Origin of the sequence: Pseudomonas savastanoi, from assembly GCF_020917325.1 — a bacterium.
Taxonomy (GTDB): domain Bacteria; phylum Pseudomonadota; class Gammaproteobacteria; order Pseudomonadales; family Pseudomonadaceae; genus Aquipseudomonas; species Aquipseudomonas amygdali.
The window spans coordinates 2,999,350-3,018,392 of sequence record NZ_CP076652.1 but is presented as its reverse complement, the minus strand read 5'-3'; the positions used below and the strand labels follow the sequence as shown (position 1 = coordinate 3,018,392).

Below are 19,043 nucleotides of genomic sequence, written 5' to 3'. Positions count from 1 at the left end.
AATCATGCTCACAGAACAATCTCCATTCTTTCCGTTGTTGCTGCGTATTCCATGAGGGTGGGGTGTTTGAACAGCGACTTGACCTCGGCCTCCAGGCCTTCCTGACGCATGCGTTCCATCAGGCTGACGGCGAGCAGGGAGTGACCTCCCAGCTCAAAAAAATGGTCATGTCGGCCAACCTGCGTCACACCCAGCAAGTCTTGCCAGATCTCGGCGATCAGTACTTCTCTCTCGCCTTGCGGAGCTTCGTAGCCACGGCTGATCAACGCGCCCTCGCCCGGCGCAGGGAGCGCCTTGCGGTCAAGTTTGCCGTTGGGGGTGAGAGGCAATGCATCGAGACGCACGTAGGCCACCGGGACCATGTATGCCGGCAACTGCCCTAGCAGCCAGCCGCGCAGGCTGTCGATGGCTGGTTCCGTTTGCGCCGACCGGACCGTGTAATACGCCACCAGGCGTTTGTCTCCGGGGACGTCTTCACGAGCGGTGACTACCGTATCCTGGACGGCAGGATGCCTGGCCAGACACGCGTCGATCTCGCCGAGCTCGATACGGAAGCCGCGAATCTTCACCTGATCGTCGTTACGGCCCAGGTATTCGATATTGCCGTCTGGCAGGAAGCGGCCCAGGTCGCCGGAGCGATACATACGTGCCTGGGGCTGCTGGCTGAACGGATCCGCGAGGAAGCGTTCGGCAGTCAGGTCGTCACGGTTCAGGTAGCCGCGGGCCACGCCAGCGCCGCCGATGTAGATCTCTCCGGCAACACCCAGTGGCACGGGCTGTTGTTGCTCATCCAGCAGGTAAAACTGTGTATTGCCGACTGGTTTGCCGATGTGCGAAGCGAAGCCGTTTTCGCGATCCATCGCCACCCAGCTTGAGTATGTGGTGGTTTCCGACGGGCCATAGAGATTGCACAGGCGCTGCACGCTGGTTTTCTCGAACAGGTTTTCCACCAGACTGCGCTTGAGTGCTTCACCTGCGACGTTGACGGTATGGACCGACTCTGGCAAACCGTTGATTTCCAGCAGCGCTTTCAGCGCCGACGGTACGGTGTTGACCAGGCCGATATCGTGCTCGCCGTGTTGCAGTTCCAGCACGTTTGTGACCACCTCGATGCTGCCACCCGAGGTGAGCGGCGCAAAGCACTCGTAGACCGCGAGGTCGAAGTTCAGCGAGGTGGAGAACAGTGTTTTTTCCAGCGCAGAGCCGTCGAATGCCGTGTGCGCCCAACTGAGGAAGTTCACAGTATTGCGGTGCTCGATCATCACGCCTTTCGGCAGGCCGGTCGAACCTGAGGTGTAGATCAGGTACGCAAGATGCGCTGAGGTCAGCCCCGGTACCTGCGGATTCCGGGCGGATTCGTCCTGCCAGTTGCTTGCATCAAGATTGATCACAGGTACCGATACGTCGACCAGTAACGCCTCAGTCGCCGACTGCGCCAGCACAGCGGCAGGCGCGCTGTCCTGCAACATGTAGGCAATTCGTTCTACCGGGTAAGCCGGGTCGAGTGGCACGTAACCGCCGCCCGCCTTGAGGATCGCCAGCAAACCGACGACCATCTCCACGCCGCGTTCCACACAGATCCCGACCCGCGAATCCGGCTGCACGCCCTGCTTGCGCAAGGCATGCGCCAGGCGGTTGGCCTGTTCGTTAAGCTCGCGATAGGTCAGGCGTTGTTTTCCATGAACCACTGCCATGGCTTGCGGTGTGCGCTCGGCCTGCGCTTCAAACAGCCCGTGAATGGTCTGTTCGTGCGGGTAATCCAGCGCAGTGTCGTTGAACTGCACCAGCAACTGCTCACGCTCGGCAGCAGGCAGGATAGGCAGGCTTTCGAGCGCGGCGTCCGGTGACTGCTCCAGCGCAACAAGCAGATTTTCCAGCGCGGTCTGCAGGTACCCGCAGACTCGCCCGGCACCGACTTTGCCGGTCACCAGCACTGAAAATCTGAAACCGTCACCCTGATCATCGACGTTCAAGGTCAACGGGTAGTTGGTGCGTTCCTCACCATTCTGCACGTCGATGCCGCGCCAGGCCTCGATCGATTCGTTGGCGGGTTCTGCCACGCTGCTGTGGCGGTAGTTGAGTAGCGCGCTGAACAGTGGCAACGGTGCCGCCACGCCGCTGCAACGCTGCGCCAGCACCAGCGGCGCGTGTTCATGACCGAGCAATGCGGTGAGTCGGGCATGGGTCGCTCGTACGCCGTCCCGTGCACCCTGCCCGGCCAGATCGACGCGCAGCGGCAAGGTATTGATGAACATGCCCAACGCCCGTTCGGCGCCTTCGCCACTGTGCATGCGGCCCATCAACACGGTGCCGAATACGACGGTGCGCCTGCCCGATACCTGACTCAATACCTGAGCCCAAGCCAGATGCATCAGACTTGCGGCGCTTACCCCCAGCTGCCGTGCCTGGGCGCGCAGACGCCTATTCAACTGCCGGTCCAGTGTCAGGCTGCTTTCTTCAACATCGCGGCCATCCCCTTGCACATCCAGCAGCCCGAACGGCAGCGTCGGTTCGTCAATGTCACCGAGCAATTCGCGGAAAAACGCTTCGTGGGCCTCGCGGCTTACACCCAGGCGAGCCTGGGCCACATAGTTACGATACGGAATGGCTGCTTCGAGTTGGTCAGCCTGCCCCAGCAGATGCGCCTGCATGTCGTGGAGCACAATCTCCATCGCTGTATGGTCGAGGACCATGTGATGGAACAGCAGGATCGCCGCACAACGCTGGTTGGGCTGGTCTTCGGCGAAGATCAGCCGCAGAAGTGGTGCCTGGCTAATGTCCAGCCGCGAATGGCGAGGGTCGAAGCGCTGTTGCAGTTGCTCCATGATCGGCCCCTCGAGCGGGTCGAGTTCGACCTGCTCCAGCAACAGCCGAGCCTGACGACAGACAACCTGCACCGGTGTTTCCAGGCCTTGCCAAAGTACTGCAGTTCGCAGGATGTCGTGGCGATCAATCACACTTTGCAAGGCATCGACAAAGGCATTCAAACGCGTTCGGTCAGCAGTCTCGAATACCGTTTGCAGGACGTACGGATCGCCTTGTTCGGCAGCCAGATGGTGGTAGAGAATCCCCTCCTGCAGTGGTGCCAGCGGGTAGATGTCCTGCACATTTTCCACGCCGCCGGGCACGCTGGCGACAATGAGGTCGATGGCGGCCTGATCGAGATCGACCAGTGGCAGCAGCTCTGGCGTAATGCGCTTGCAGTCGTCCGGGATGGCGTTTTGCGGGACTGTTATTTCATTCAGGCTACCCACCGCCGCAGCCAGCGCGGCCAGCGTCGGCTGTGTGAACAGGGTGCGAATATCGGCATCGAGCCCCTGGCGCCGCATTTGCGCGATCAGGTTGACGGCCAACAGCGAGTGCCCGCCCAGCTCGAAGAAGTGGTCATGACGACCCACCCGCTCGACGTGCAGCAACGAACTCCAGATCTCGGCCACGGCCATTTCCACCGGCCCCTGGGGTTCCTCGTAGTCCCGATCTGGAAGCGCGTTGCGATCCGGCATTGGCAGGGCCTTGCGGTCGACTTTGCCATTGGCCGTCAGCGGCCAGGCGTCCAGACGCACGAAGGCGCTGGGCACCATGTAGCCAGGCAGCACTGTCAGCAAGGCAGAGCGCAGTTCTGCCACCGGCGTCGACAGCGAACCGTCGCGCTCGATGAAATAAGCCGTCAGCCTTGGCTGGTCCGGTTCGTCCTCTCGGGCCAGCACCAGCGCTTCTTCGATGCCCGGCAATAGGCTTAGCTGCGCTTCGATCTCGCCCAGTTCGATGCGCGCGCCGCGAATCTTCACCTGATCATCGTTACGCCCCAGGTAGTCGAGAGTGCCATCGGCGTTCCAGCGTGCCAGGTCGCCGGTGCGGTACATCCGTGCGTCAGCGTGGAACGGATCACGCAGAAAGCGCTCGGCGGTCATCTCCGGTCGGTTCAGATACCCCCTCGCCACGCCTTCTCCGGCGACGTACAGCTCGCCCGCCACACCCAGCGGCACCAGTTGTTGATGCTCATCAAGCAGATACACGCGGGTATTGGCAATCGGTGTGCCGATGTCGAGTCTGCCGTCGGGCAGCAAACGCCCCGACGTGGCGACCACCGTGGCCTCGGTCGGGCCGTAGTTGTTGATGACGGTGAAGCCCGGATCACGCTGGAACTGGCGCAGACGGTCGCCACCAATCAAGAGCGTACGCAAGGTGGGGTGAGACAAGTCGCGGCTGAAGGCGTACTCGGCAACCGGCGTCGGCAGGAAAGCCACCTGCAGCGGTTGAGCGATCCACCAGTCGAGCAGTGCATCAAGCTGTTCATTACCCACGTCCGCAGGCGGCAGGTGCAGGGTCGCCCCGGCACACAGCGCCGGCCAGACTTCCCAGGCCATGGCGTCGAAGCCGAAGCCTGCGACGCTGGCGGTATGACTGCCAGCCTGCAGATCGAAGGCCTGGCAATGCCAGTCGATCAGGTTGCTGAGGGTGCGGTGCTCTACCATCACGCCTTTTGGCTGGCCAGTGGAGCCGGAGGTGTAGATTACGTAAGCCAGATGCGTGGGGTTGAGCCCCGCCATTTGCGGGTTTTCCAGGCGGTGCGGCCATTCAGGGCGGTCAAAGGCGATGACCGGTGCAGACGTTTGCGGCACACGGTTCATCAGGGCCTGCTGGGTCAGCAGCACTTTGGGTGCGCTGTCGGCCAGCAGATAGGCAATGCGCTCGTCAGGGTGCGACGGATCGACCGGGATGTAGCCTGCGCCTGCCTTGAGGACGGCGAGCATGGCCACCAGCGTGTCCAGTCCGCGACGGGCCATGACTGCTACACGATCATCCACACAGACACCGAGACTGATCAGGTGATGGGCCAGTGCGTTGGCGCGTTGATTCATCTCGCCGTAGTGCAGGCAATGCTCGCCCACCTGAGCCGCGACACTTTCGGGTGCGCTGGCTGCCCGGGCTTCGATCATGGCATGCACGGTCTGCTCGTCATTAACTTGCGCCAGCGCCGTCGTGTTGAGCGTTTCCAGCAGGTAACGCCGTTCCTCTTCGCCGACCAGCGGGATGCGATCAAGATGCGTCTGCTCATCAGCCGCCAGTGCTTCGAGGATCTGCATGAAATAGCCGAGATACCGTTGCGCCGTGGTTTCGTCGAACAGCGCCGTGGCGTAGTCCAGCGTCCCTGCCAGCGTCTCGCCCTGCTCGCTCAGGTTCAGCGAAAGGTCGAATTTGGACACCTGACTGTTCTGCTCGACCGGCTCCACTCTCAGGTCGCCAAGCGAATCGGCAACGTTTTTTCCCGGCATCCAGTTCAGCGTGGTCTGGAACAAAGGGGGATGGGCCAGGCTGCGTGTCGGGCGAACGACTTCCACAACCTGTTCGAACGGCAGGTCCTGATGCTCCTGTGCTTCCAGTACGCGGGCCTTGACTCGGGCCAGCAGCGCCTCGCCGCTCGGATTGCCCGAGGTGTCGATGCGCACCGCCAGGGTGTTGACGAACAGGCCGATCAGGTCTTCAAGTTCGGTATGACCTCGCCCTGCCACCGGGCTGCCAATCACCACGTCGGCCTGACCCGAAAGGCGCGTGAGTGTCGTCGCCCAGGCGGCCATCAGCGCCATGTACAGCGTGACGCCCTGACGTTGTGCCAGTTTGCGCAGGTCTGCTGCCAGATTTGCATTCAGTTGCACGGCAAGGCTGGCACCGGCGAAGTCCTGCTGCGCCGGACGTGGCCGATCAGTCGGCAACGTGAGCAGCGTCGGCGCTCCCTCCAGTGCCTGATGCCAATAGGCGGCCTGGTGTTTCAGGCGTTCGCCGGACAGCCAGCGACGTTGCCATACCGCGTAATCGGCGTACTGGATCGCCAGCGCCGGCAGTGGATCGGGCTGTCCCTGGCAGAACGCCGGGTACAGCGCCAGCAGTTCCTGGCTCAGGACAGCCATCGACCAGCCATCGGCGACGATATGGTGCACAGTCATCAGCAGCACATGACGGTCGTCGGCCACTTGCAGCAAATGAGCGCGAATCAGCGGGCCGTTAGCCAGATCGAACGGTGCTACCGCCTCGACCCGAATAAACTCTTCCAGGCCATGAGGCGCATGACGAATGTCTTCGACAGACAGCCCGGCGTCTGCGCAGGTGGGCACGAACAGTACTTGCGCAGCGCCTTCACAGGTCACAAATCGACTGCGCAAGGTTTCATGGCGTTCGACGATACGTGCCAGGGCTCGCGCCAGAGCGGTGACGTCGAGCGCCCCCACAAGGCTCAGTGCCATCGGGATGTTATAGGCTTCGTTACCGCCGTCCATCTGTGCCAGGAACCACAACCTTTGCTGGGCGAAGGACAATGGCATTGGCTGATCACGCTTCACCGGCAGGATTGCTGTCAGTTCACTGCGCGCCACGCCATTCAGCGCTGCGGCCACCGCTGCCAGTTCACCGAGTGCAAACAGCTCGCCCAGCGGTAATTCCACGCCCAGCTGTTGGCGTACTTGAGACACCATGCGCATGGCCAGCAGAGAGTGCCCGCCCAGATCGAAGAAGTTATCGTAGCGACCAACCCGCTCGACCTGCAGTACCTCGGCCCAGATCTCGGCCAGCACTGCTTCGACCTCACCTTGCGGTGCTTCGTAACCACGACTGATCAGCGCTTGCGCATCCGGCACTGGCAGGGCCTTGCGATCGAGCTTGCCATTGGCGGTCAGCGGCAGCGCATCGAGCTGCACGTAGGCTGCCGGCACCATGTAGTCCGGTAACAAGCCTTGCAGATGGTTGCGCAGGCGTTCGATGTCCAGCGCAGTTTCAGTCTGCTGCGCCGTGACATAAGCGACCAGACGCTTGTCACCAGGCTCATCCTGACGGCACAGCACCACGGCTTCACGAATATCCGAATGCTCGGCCAGGCGTACTTCGATTTCACCCAGTTCAACACGGAAACCACGGATTTTCACCTGATCGTCATTACGACCCAGGTATTCCAGATTACCGTCGGCACGCCAGCGAACCAGGTCGCCGGTGCGGTACAAGCGCGCCTGTGGGTCGCTGTCGAACGGGTCGGCAACGAATTTCTCAAGGGTCAGTTCATCCCGATTCAAATAACCCCTGGCGACACCCTGCCCGCCGATATACAGCTCGCCGGGCACGCCCAATGGCACGGGTTGGCCTTGGCTATCGAGCACATACAGGCGGCTGTTGCCTACGGGTTTGCCAATAGGAATCGAGCCATTGCCGACCGAAACAATCTCGCAGGTCGCGGAAAAGGTCGTCGCCTCGGTCGGGCCATAGCCATTAAGCAGGTGTTGCGGTGCACTGTTTGCCAATACTCTGCTTATGACAGCAGGATCCAGCACATCACCGCCAACAATCAGGTAGCGCAAGCGCGAAAAAGCCTCGCCCAGCCCCGAAGCGTATTGATGGAATAAACCGGCGGTCATCCATAGCACGGTTACCGATTGCTCCAGCAGCAGACGCTGGAAGTCGCGCGGAGACAGCAAGTCGTTCTGCCCGATCACCACCACGCAGCCGCCGTTGAGCAACGGTGCCCAGACATCCAGCGTGCTGGCGTCAAATGCAGGGTTGGAAGCGAACGCCACGCGGTCCTGAGCGTTGAAATCGGCATAACCGTTGTTGATCACCAGACGGCTTATGGCCCGATGCGGCACCAGCACACCTTTCGGAACACCCGTCGAACCAGAGGTGTACATGATGTAGGCAACACTTTCGGCGGACTGCGGCAACGCCAGATCAGTGTCTTTCAGATCATCCAGGGTCAAACCATCGAGATCGACACGCTGCGCAGCGGTTTCCAGCGACACTTGGCTGTGAGTGAGCAGTACACGCGCCTGGCTGTCCTCAACCATGAATGCCTGACGCTCGACCGGTGCATTGATGTCCAGCGGCACATACACCGCCGCGCACTTGAGCACTGCCAGTTGACTGGCGAGCAGGTCATGGCTGCGCTCCAGCAAAATCGCCACGCTGTCACCCGGCTGCACACCAAGCCCCAGCAGATGCCGCGCCAGACGGTTGGCCCGAATGTTGAGTTCGGCATAACTCAAGGAAACGCCGTCGTGGATTGCCGCACAAGCCTCGGGGCACGCCCGCACCTGAGCTTCAAACAGGCTATGCACGGTTTGTTGCTGCGGATAGTCCCGCGCGGTGTCGTTGAACGCCACCAGCAGCTCCGTCCGTTCGGCTTCCGGCACCACCGGCAGATCGCGCACTGCTGAGTCCGGCGCGGATTCAAGGGCTTGAACCAGATGGCTCAGGGCGGTCTGCATGTAGTTGCAGATCCGCTGGCCATCGAAGCCGGCTGCTACCTGTACGTTCAACAGGAAGCCTTCGCCTTGATCGTCCACCGACAGGGTCAACGGGTAATTGGTCCGTTCGAGTACGCCGAGCACCTGGGTATCCGCCCAACGATCGCCACCGCTGGCTTCACGTGCCGGGCTGTGGCGATAGTTGAGCAACGCGCTGAACAGCGGCGACGCTGCGTCCACCGCGCTGCAACGTTGCGCCAGCACCAGCGGCGCGTGTTCGTGACCGAGCAATGCGGTCAAACGGGCGTGGGTCTGACGCACGGCCTGACGCACTGCACACGTACCGACATCGACCCGCAGCGGTAAGGTATTGATGAACATGCCCAAGGCGCGGTCGGCACCCAGGCCGCTTTGCATGCGCCCCAGCAACACCGTGCCGAATACCACGTCTTCACGCCCGCTGGCGCTGCCCAGCACTCGCGCCCAGGCCAGGTGATGCAAGCTTGCTGCACTCACCCCCAGTTGCCGAGCCTGAGTGCGCAGACGCTGACACAAATCAGCCGCAAGCGCGTGGCGAACCTCCTTGATGCCCTGCCCGTCACCCTGCACCTCAAGCAGACCGAACGGTAGCGTCGGTTCATCGACATCGCCGAGCATCTCGCGGAAAAATGCTTCATGTTGTTCGCGACTCACGCCCAGATGGGCCTGCGCCACATAATTCCGGTAAGGCATCGCCGCCGGCATTTGCGCCGCGGTGCCTTGCACGTGAGCGAGCATTTCTGCGCTCATCACGTCCAGCGCGGTGTGGTCGAGGGCAATGTGATGGAACAGCAGGATCGCCACCCAGCGCTGGTTCTCCGAGTCCTGCGCAAAGGCCAGATGAACCAGTGGGGCCTGGCTGAGATCGAGGCGGTACTCGCGGGGATCAAAACGGCGTTGCATCTGGGCGACGATATCGCCGCCGCCCGGTGCCAGGGTGATTTGCTCAATCGACAGCTCGACCCGGCGTAGAGCCACTTGCAGCGGTTGTTTCAGACCTTCCCAGACCAGCGCCGTGCGCAGGATGTCATGGCGATCGATCATTGCCTGCAAGCCTTCGGCAAAACGTCGTACGTGCGCCGGATCATGCAGGGCGAAGGTTGCTTGCAGCAGATACGGGTCGCCCTGCTCCGCGGCGATGTGGTGATAAAGAATACCTTCCTGCAATGGTGCCAGCGGGTAGATGTCCTGCACATTGGCCGCACCACCGGGAACGCCGGCGACAATGCGATCGATAGTCCCTTGGTCCAGCGAAGTGAGGGTCAGCATGTCCGGGGTGATGTGCTCGCAGCCGTCGGGAATGCCGTTGGCCGGAACCTCGATCTCGATACCGCCGCCCACAGCCGCCGCCAGTGCGGCAAGGGTGGGCTGGCCGAACAGCACGCGTACATCGGCACTCAGGCCAACCTGACGCATGCGCTCGATCAGCTTCACCGCCAGCAGCGAGTGACCACCCAGCTCAAAGAAATGGTCGTGCCGACCGACTCGCTCAACACTCAGCACGTCGGCCCAGAGCTCAGCCAGCATGATTTCGGTGTCACCGATCGGGGCCTGATAGTCGCGACTGACGAAGGCATCGGCTGATGGCTGCGGTAGTGCGCGACGATCCAGCTTGCCGTTGGGCGAGACCGGCAGTTTTTCCAGGTGCACATAGGCTGCGGGGATCATGTAATCCGGCAGCAGCGCCTGTAAATGCAGACGCATCTGGTCGGCCTCGGGCACCACCTGCCCGGTCTGCACGCTGAAATAAGCGACCAGGCGCTTTTCACCGGGAACGTCTTCGCGGGCCAGCACCGCTGCATCGCGCAGGCCCGGAAATTGACCGAGGCGCGCCTCGATTTCGCCCAGTTCGATACGGAAACCTCGGATCTTGATCTGATCGTCGTTACGGCCCAGATAGACGATCTTGCCGTCGGCCTGCCAGCAACCCAGGTCGCCGGTCTTGTACAGGCGCGCGTGTGGGTTGCCGACATCGCAGGCGGCAAACGGATCAGCGATAAAACGTTCGGTGGTCAGGTCATCACGGTTCAGGTAGCCACGCGCGACACACGCGCCGCCGATGTACAGTTCGCCTGCCACGCCCACCGGCACCGGGCGCATGTGTTCGTCGAGCAGGTAGATGCGGGTGTTGGCCACCGGCTGGCCGATGCTTGGCAAGGTCGGCCAGGCCTGCGGGTCACCCTCAAGGGTCAGCGCCGTGACCACATGGGACTCGGTCGGGCCGTAGTGGTTATGCAGGCGGGCGTCGTTCAAACGGGCGAATAACTGCCGCATCGGTTCGGTGATTCGCAGTTGCTCACCGGCAGTGATTACGTCCTGCAACAGGCAATCAGTCTGTTCGGGTTCAGCGACCACCGCCTCGGCCAATGCCTGCAGGGCAATACACGGCATGTACAGGCGTTCGATACGCTGCTCGCAGATATGTTGGAACAGGCGGCGGAAATTCAGACGAGTATCGCCGTGGATCAGCGACAGTTCGCCACCTGCACACAAGGTGCTGAAGATTTCCTGAAAGGCCACATCAAAACCCAGCGCGGCGAACTGCAAGGTGCGTTGCCTTGGGCGACCGTGCTCGACAGTCTGGGCGATCTGCCAATGCATCAGATTGACCAACGGCGCATGGGGCATGGCCACGCCTTTGGGCTGTCCGGTAGAGCCCGAGGTGTAGATCAGGTACGCTAGGTGCTGTGCACCAAGCCCCGCGAGCTGTGGATTGGTCACCGGCGTGCGGTCGATACCGTTCTCGGCGCGGGCGTCAGCTTCCAGCAGCAACACCGGCAGGACGGCCTGCGCAAACCGCTCGCGCAAACCGCGCTGGGTCAGCAGCATTTTCGGTGCGCTGTCCTCAAGCATGTAGGCCAGGCGTTCGGCAGGGTAAGAAGGGTCGAGTGGCACGTAGCCTGCGCCGGCCTTGAGAATGCCCACCAGGCCCGCGATCATTTCCAGACTGCGTTCTACACAAATCGCCACACGGTCATCAGCGCCAATGCCTTCGGCGATCAACCGATGGGCAATCTGGTTGGCCCACTGATTGAGCTCGAGGTAGCTCAGTTGCTGGCCTTCGTAGGTGACTGCTACCGAGTCGGGTTGCGCAGCCGCCTGAGCCTCAAACATCTGGTGCAGCAGTAGATCTTGCGGGTAGGCACCATTGAACGCGTTGAAGTCTTCCAGTAACTGGCGGCGCTCGTGCGCGGGCAACCAGTCGAGGCTGTGTAAGGGTGCATTTGGCCGACTGTCCAGCGCGTCGGCTAGTTGCTCCAGCACGGTGTGCATGTAACCGCAGATGCGCCGGGCACCGATTCCGGCCACTGCCTGAACGGTCAGACCGAAGGATTCTCCGAGGTCGTCCACCGACAAGGACAGTGGGTAGTTGGTGCGCTCTTCACCGCCGAGCACTTCGACACCGCCCCAGGTTCTGGTCTGCCCTGCCTCCTGAGGTGTCTGGGCGCCGACCGCAACATGCCGGTAGTTCATCAGCGCAGTGAATAACGGTGTCGGTGCCGCCACGCCGCTGCATGCCTGGGCCAGTGACAGCGGCGCGTGCTCATGACTGACCAACGCCGCCAAGCGTGCATGGGTGGTGCGCACAGCAGCCTGAATACCCTGCTCGCCGGCAGCGACGCGCAATGGCAAGGTATTGATAAACATCCCCAAGGCTCGTTCGGCGCCCTGACCACTGAGCAGACGGCCTAGCAGCACAGTGCCGAAGACCACATCCTGACGACCAGACAAGCGCCCTACCACCTGTGCCCACGCAAGGTGATGCAGGCTCGCGTTGCTGACACCCAGGCGCCGGGCATGGGCGCGAAGACGTCTGGCCAGCTCCGGGTCAACCGGCAACAGGGCTTCTTCGACTCCGCTGCCGTCGCCTTGTACGTCCTGCAGGCCGAACGGCAGGGTCGGCTCGTCAATATCGGCGAGCATGTCGCGGAAAAACGTTTCGTGCTCCTTACGGCTCACGCCCAATCGGGCCTGAGCCACATGATTGCGATACGGCACCGACGCTGGCAGATGTTCGCCGCGCCCTTGTCTGAACGCCTCGATCTCTGCGCCCAGCAAGGCCAGCGAGGTGGCATCATCGATCAGGTGATGGAACAGCAATACCGCAACCCAGCTATGGTCGACGGGATCTTCGGCATAGTGCAGGCGCATCATCGGGGCTTGATGCAAATCCATACGTACCCGCCGTGGATCGAACTGTGCCTGCAACTGGGCAGCGACATCACCCTGCTCCGGGTGCGGTAAAAACGCCTCGACCCGCAGCTGCGCCTGACGCCAGACCACCTGCACCGGTTCGTCGAGTTCTTCCCAGGCCACCGCCGTACGCAGAATGTCGTGACGATCGATGACTTGCTGCAAGGCTTCCGTGAAGTCCAGCAACTGCTCGAAGCTATTGACCCGCAACACAGCCTGCAACAGGTACGGATCACCGTCCTCACTCGTCAAATGGTGATAGAGGATGCCTTCCTGCAGCGGCACCAGCCCATAGATGTCCTGCACATTGCTCACCCCCCCAGGTACGGTGGCGACCACGCGGTCGATCTGGGCTTGAGTGAGTCGGGCCAGAGGCAACATGTCCGGGGTAATGTGCCGACAGTCGGAGGGAATCTTGTTGGCGGGCACCTTAACGTCTGTGACCTTGCCGCTGGCGGCCGCCAGGGAGGCCAGGGTTGGCTGGCCGAACAGCACGCGCACATCGGCATTCAGACCGACGTCGCGCATGCGTTCGATCAGTTTCACTGCCAGCATGGAATGCCCACCCAGTTCGAAGAACTGGTCATGACGGCCTACCTGCTCGACGCCCAGCAACTCGGTCCACAACCCGGCCAGGCGCATTTCCGTCAGGCCTTGCGGTGCCTCGTATTGGCGCCGGGCAAAGGCCTCGGCCGCAGGCAGCGGCAGAGCCTTGCGGTCGAGCTTGCCGTTGGCGGTCAGCGGGAAACTTTCCAGGCTGACAAAAGCGCTCGGCAGCATGTGCTCGGCCAGTGACAGGCGCAGCTGTTCACGTAAGTAGGTGGCGTCCGGTTCCAGGTCTGCTGTGCCGATGACATAGGCCACCAGACGTTTATCGCCCGGTTCGTCTTCACGCACCACGACCACTGCTTCACGCACGCCTCTGCAGGCGATCAATTGAGCTTCGATCTCTCCCAACTCGATACGGAAACCGCGAATTTTCACCTGCTCATCGTTACGGCCCAGGTATTCCAGGCTGCCGTCCGGCAACCAACGACCCAGGTCGCCAGAGCGGTACATCCGCGCGCCGGGTACCGAGGCAAATGGATCGTCGAGAAAGCGCGTCGCGTTCAATTCATCGCGATTGAGATAACCACGGGCCACGCCTGCCCCGCCGACGTGTAACTCACCCACCGCACCCGGTGGCAGCGGATGACCAAAGGCATCGAGCAGATAGAGTTGCAGGTCAGGGATGCGCTTGCCGATCGGGCTGGCACCAACGCGCTGGGCGTCTTCAGGCTGCAACGGGTAATAGGTCACATGCACTGTGGTTTCGGTAATGCCGTACATGTTTACCAGTTGTGTACCGGCATTCATGTTACGGGCGTACCACGGCTTGAGCATCGCCGTTTCCAGCGCTTCACCACCGAAAATCACCTGACGCAGCGAATGCGCCTGCGCGTTCTCGCCCTGGGCAGCAATCAGTTGCCGAAACGCACTCGGCGTCTGGTTAAGCACCGTCACCCCGGCACTGCACAGCAGGTTGTAGAAGTCTTCCGGCGAGCGGCTGACCAGTTGCGGCACGATCAACAAACGGCCGCCGTGCAGCAGTGCGCCCCATATTTCCCAGACCGAGAAGTCGAAGGCGAACGAATGGAACAGCGCCCACACGTCCTGTTCATTGAAGCTGAACCACTCTTCGGTGGCCGAGAACAGCCGCGCAACGTTGCGATGCTCGACCATTACGCCCTTGGGCAGTCCGGTGGAGCCGGAGGTGTAGATGACGTAGGCAAGGTCGCTGGACTTGACCGCTACCTGCGGATTGCACACGGATTCGTTCTGCAGGTCGGCGTCGTCGAGATAGATCAGCGGCACTTCGCAGACAGGCAACGCTTGTTGTACTGACTGTTGGCTCAATAATGCCACTGGCGTGCTGTCGCCGAGGGTATAGGCCAGGCGCTCAGGTGGGTAAGCCGGATCCAGCGGTACATAACCGGCACCGGATTTGAGGATACCCAGCAAGCCGATAATCATCGCCGGGCCACGCTCGACGCAGATCGCTACGCGATCGTCCGGGCGCACACCCAGCGCGAGCAAGCGATGCGCGACCTGGTTGGCGCGGGCGTTGAGTTCGCCGTAGCTCAGGGTCTGCTCTTCGAACATCAGCGCCACGGCGTCTGGTCGTTCTGTAGCGCGTGCTTCGAACTGCTGGTGGATAGTCAGGTCATCAGCGAAATGTGGCTGATCGGCATTCCACGCCTGAACCCGGGAGGTGTCGGTCTCGCTGATCAGCGAGAACCCGTTCACCGGGAGTTGTTCATTCGTCAGCCCCTGCTCCATAACACGCTGCAAGCGCTCGGCAAGGAGGACAATCTCGTCGTGCTGAAAAAACGCCTCGTTGTAGATGTAGTGCATCCACGATTCAGTTTCGCAGGCGTTGGTGCGCAGGTAGATAGCTAGCGGCGTCTGTTCGTGGTTGTTCGAACACTTGGTAGTGCTGGCGGCTGCCTGATTGAAATGCAGCGGAAGGTTCTGGCGCTCATAGGAGAACGTCAGATCGAACAATTGGGTACGCTCGGTACGGCGCAATTCCAGCAGCCGGTTGAGGTCGCTGACCGGGAACCGCTGGTGGCGGTAATCCTGCTTGACTGCCCGACATATACCCTGGACCAGTTCTGCGAACGGCAGGTCTGGACTGAATTTCAGGCGCACCGAACTGAGTTGGGTAAAAAGCCCCAGGGTCTTCTTGTAGCCGGCATTGGAGCGGTTGAGAATCGGCAGGCCGATGACCAGTTCATCACGCTGGTAGACGCGGGTGAAGTACACGTACAGCACTGCCAGCAAAACATGGAACGACGAGGCTTGCAGTCGAAGCGCCAGATCGTCGATCTGCTGCTCCAGACCACGGTCAAGACCGGAGTTGATGTGGCCGCTGCGGCTGTGTGCTGTCTGGTTCTGAATAGAGACCTGGCGCGGGCGCGCTATCAGCAACGGATCGGGGATCTCACGGTATTTGTCCAGCCAGTAGGCTTGATCGAGCGAAAAACGTCGCGACCCGCGATACTTGAGGTCGTCCTTGATGAAATCGACATAGGACGGCGCCGCAACGTCAGGCGTGCGCTGATTGAGCAGCGCATTGTAAATCTCACTGAGGTACGTACAGACACCGTCGATGCTCCAGCCGTCGAGCACGATGTGGTGGGTATAAAACACAAAGTAGAAGCGCTGCTCTTCGAGTTTGAGCAAATGCATTCGGTAGAGTGGCCCACCATCTAGCCTGAACGCTTGTTCAAGCCGAGCCTGCACCCAGTGTGCGGCTGCCTGACGCGGGTCGTCATGCCCTTGCAGGTCGATCGGAGTCATACACTGCGGCATGCTTGAGGCGAAGGCCTGTAGCGGCAAACCCTCCTCGTCACGTTCGTCAAGCAGGACCATGCGCAGAGCATCGTGTTCTTCAATCAACAGGTCCACGGCCTGCTGGAACAACACGGAATCGACGGCACCATCGATCTCCATATAGCCGCCGATGTTGTATAACGGCGAGTCGCCCTGGGTCATCTGATCCAGCCAGATATTGCGTTGCGCAGCGGTCAGGGCAAATGCCATACATTTCTTCTCGCAAAGGGTCGGCCTGGCCGCATACAAAAGGCAGCGATAACCGGTAGTCGATTCGGAGCCAGGGACGAGCCTGCTTCATGCAGTTTTGTGAAGGACCATCCCTGGGAATTTGGACTGCACTTGAGTTCAGGCGCGCTTGCCCTGGACTTCGCACTTCACGTCGGAGACGATGCAACCGTCGGCCAACTTGATGATGCGGTCGGCCAACTGGAAGTACTGATCGTCGTGAGTAATGATCAGGATCGTCTTGCCGCGACGTTTGAGGTCCGGCAGCAATTCCTCGTAAAAGAAACGCTTGAACGGCGGGTCCTGGTCGGCGGCCCACTCGTCCAGCAGGTAAATCGGACGGTCCTCCAGGTAGGCGCAAACCAGTGCCAGGCGTTTCTGCTGGCCGTATGACAAGTCCGTGGTGGTCGAGTAACCAAGTCCCTCGATCTTGACCTTTTCTTCCAGGCCCAGAGTCGACAGGTATTTCTGCGCCTGATCGGTGCTGGGATGTTCTTTCTCGTCAGGACCTATCAATCGGTTGAACACATGGAAGTCAGAGAACACCGCCGAGAACAGATCGCGATAGTTGCCGCGCGAGTCGTCTGTGACCGCCGTACCGTCGAGCAGTAGTTGACCCTCTTGCGGGATGTACAGGCCGCAAAACACTTTGGCCAGGGTGCTTTTGCCACAACCGTTGCCGCCGACGATGTAGACCAGCTCACCGGAGTGGATCGTCAGGTCGATAGGTCCCAAGGCAAAACCGGAACTGCTCTGCGGGTCCTTGTAGTTCATGTGTACGTTCTTCAGCTGGATACTGCCCCATGACTTCTTGTGATCGAGGAGCAGCACATTGTCCGCATCGCTGGTTTCCGGTTCTGGGTGCGGTTCGTTGATGGAGAATCCGAAATCCGCCAGGCGCGTGCAGGCAATACGTCCTTGGGCCAGCATCGGCATGGCGCTGACCAGCATTACCAGCGGGCCCATGATGTACAGCACCGCCAACACACTGGCACTCATGGTCCTGGCATCGATAACAGCGAACATCGGCGCAACGAACAGCAGGCAGCCGACCAGCAACGACAGGGTCAACTGGCCAACGTTTTCGGCGCCAGTGAACCAGAGCCGTTCAATGTAGTTGTACTTCGCGACCCGCACCGAAGACTCCTGGATCGCCGAGCGGCTGAACCAGCGGCGGCGAATACCGTTGAGTTTCAGTTCCTTGAGGCCGAACACCAGCGCGTGTGTGTATTCGTTGAAGGCCGTGAACTCGTCGCGCACCTTGTGGGTGAACTTCATGCCACCCATGAAAAACAGCATGTACATTGCAACGCCCAGCACCATCAGCGAGATGGTTATCGCAAACACCACCCAGGACAGGTAGGACAGGTAGGCAATGCCGAACAGGAACACCGCCGACTCCACCAGGATCGTTGGCATGACCAACAGCGTAGCGTTGAGTTGGGGCATATCACTGGTCAGCAGGGTCAGCACATTCGGCGCACCACGGCGGTCGATTTCCTCAAGCGGCGTGCCGAGGATCTTGCGGCACAGGGCAATGCGCATACGGGTCATGATGCGCATGCTGGCGTAGGCCGGAAACAGCGACGCACCGTTGCGGAAAACCAGGGCAACCAGGCTCAGGCCAACGAACCAGAACAACGACTCACGCTGAAAGGTCTCTTCGTGAATCGCCTGGTTGATCACATTGACCACGGCAATGGACGCAACGCCGCTGATGAGCCCGGTCAGCAGCGTAAAGAACGTCAGCCAGGGATGGCTGCTCCACAACAGACGCATGATCGAGCCTGGTCTGGCCTTCTTTTCTTGCTTGGTTTTCATTGGTTGCTGTCCTTGGATGCTTGGTCCGCGTGGGCGCCGATGTGTGAAAGCCCTGACGGTATCAATGGATATCGATCATTCAGGCCGGTTGCCAGACATCGCCCCGATCGGTCATTTCACCCATGGCCACAACTATCAGCCGGGGCTCTTCATAAGGATCTCGGGCATGGGCGACGAGCATGTTGTCAAGCATCACCACATCGCCCTTGCGCCAGTCGAAGCGCACTGCGCAAGCCTCGTAGGCATCACCGATCAAGGCCATCACCGAGTCTTCGATGGCTGAGCCGTCGCCATAGCTGACCAACCTTGGCAGGCGGTCGGGGCCGAACATATCGAGCAGGTCCTCGCGTAGCTCTTCGCCCATGCAATAGGGGTGATGCAACTGCACCTGATTGAAAAAGCCACGCTCGCCGGTGAACGGATGGCTGATCACCGCCGGGCACCGGGTGCGAAGCTGCAGCGTGTCGCCGTCAAGCCATTCGAAGTCTGTACCTTGCTCGCGGCAACGCTGTTCAATAACGCTGCGCTCAGAGGTGCCGAAGAACGATTCCCAGCTCGGCTCGACACCGGCAGTGAAGGTGCGGCTGTAAAGCAGGCCTTTGCTTTCAAAGCGCTCGACCACCTCTTTGGGCAGATAGGCGAGCACCTGGCGAATGTCCGCCAGCGGCGTTGCCCCGCCCACTTTCGATGGCTTCTCACAGAAGAACCACTGCTTGCGAGGCCAGCTTTCCAGGTGCGAACTCTCGTTGTGATAAAGGATCATTTCGCGCTCGGGATACGGCGTTGAGCGATAGACATTGCGCCCGCCTTCCTTCTTTGGAAGATCGCCGTATGTGCCGTGCAGGCCAGGCGACAGCGCCTCGGCAAATGCTTCGAAGGCGGCGACCGAAGGCAGGTCAAACCCGCGAAACAACACCGCGCCGTGACGACACAACAATGCCTCGATTGCCTCGCGTCGCTCGCTCGCCCACTGAGCCGGGTCCAGCCCGTCAGCGATTGGCTCGACGACCATTGGCAAACTGATGCCAGCAGCCAGCAGGGACAACCGCACCGAGGGGTCAGCGGCTCCGTCGGGCCACGTTGGCGCCTCCGCTCGCTGTTCGTCAGCGAAAACGGGCGCAGTGTTAGCTTGAAGACTCATGAATAAACTCCTGGACCTCA

General features: G+C 60.9%; 3 protein-coding genes. All 3 read right to left on the bottom strand.

What is annotated here, in order from left to right; all coding sequences use genetic code 11:
- Positions 1-8: 8 nt before the first annotated feature.
- Positions 9-16,043, bottom strand: a complete 16,035-nt coding sequence (locus KP808_RS12785) for a non-ribosomal peptide synthetase (protein WP_230016208.1) — start codon at positions 16,041-16,043, stop codon at positions 9-11.
- A gap of 138 nt (positions 16,044-16,181) precedes the next feature.
- A complete protein-coding gene (gene syrD / locus KP808_RS12780) occupies positions 16,182-17,882 on the bottom strand; it encodes a cyclic peptide syringomycin export ABC transporter SyrD (RefSeq protein ID WP_230016207.1) in 1,701 nt (566 codons plus the stop codon).
- A gap of 79 nt (positions 17,883-17,961) precedes the next feature.
- Positions 17,962-19,023 (bottom strand): TauD/TfdA family dioxygenase, encoded by a 1,062-nt coding sequence (locus KP808_RS12775; protein ID WP_058409409.1) that lies wholly within the window; start codon positions 19,021-19,023, stop codon positions 17,962-17,964.
- Between the last annotated feature and the right edge of the window lie 20 nt (positions 19,024-19,043).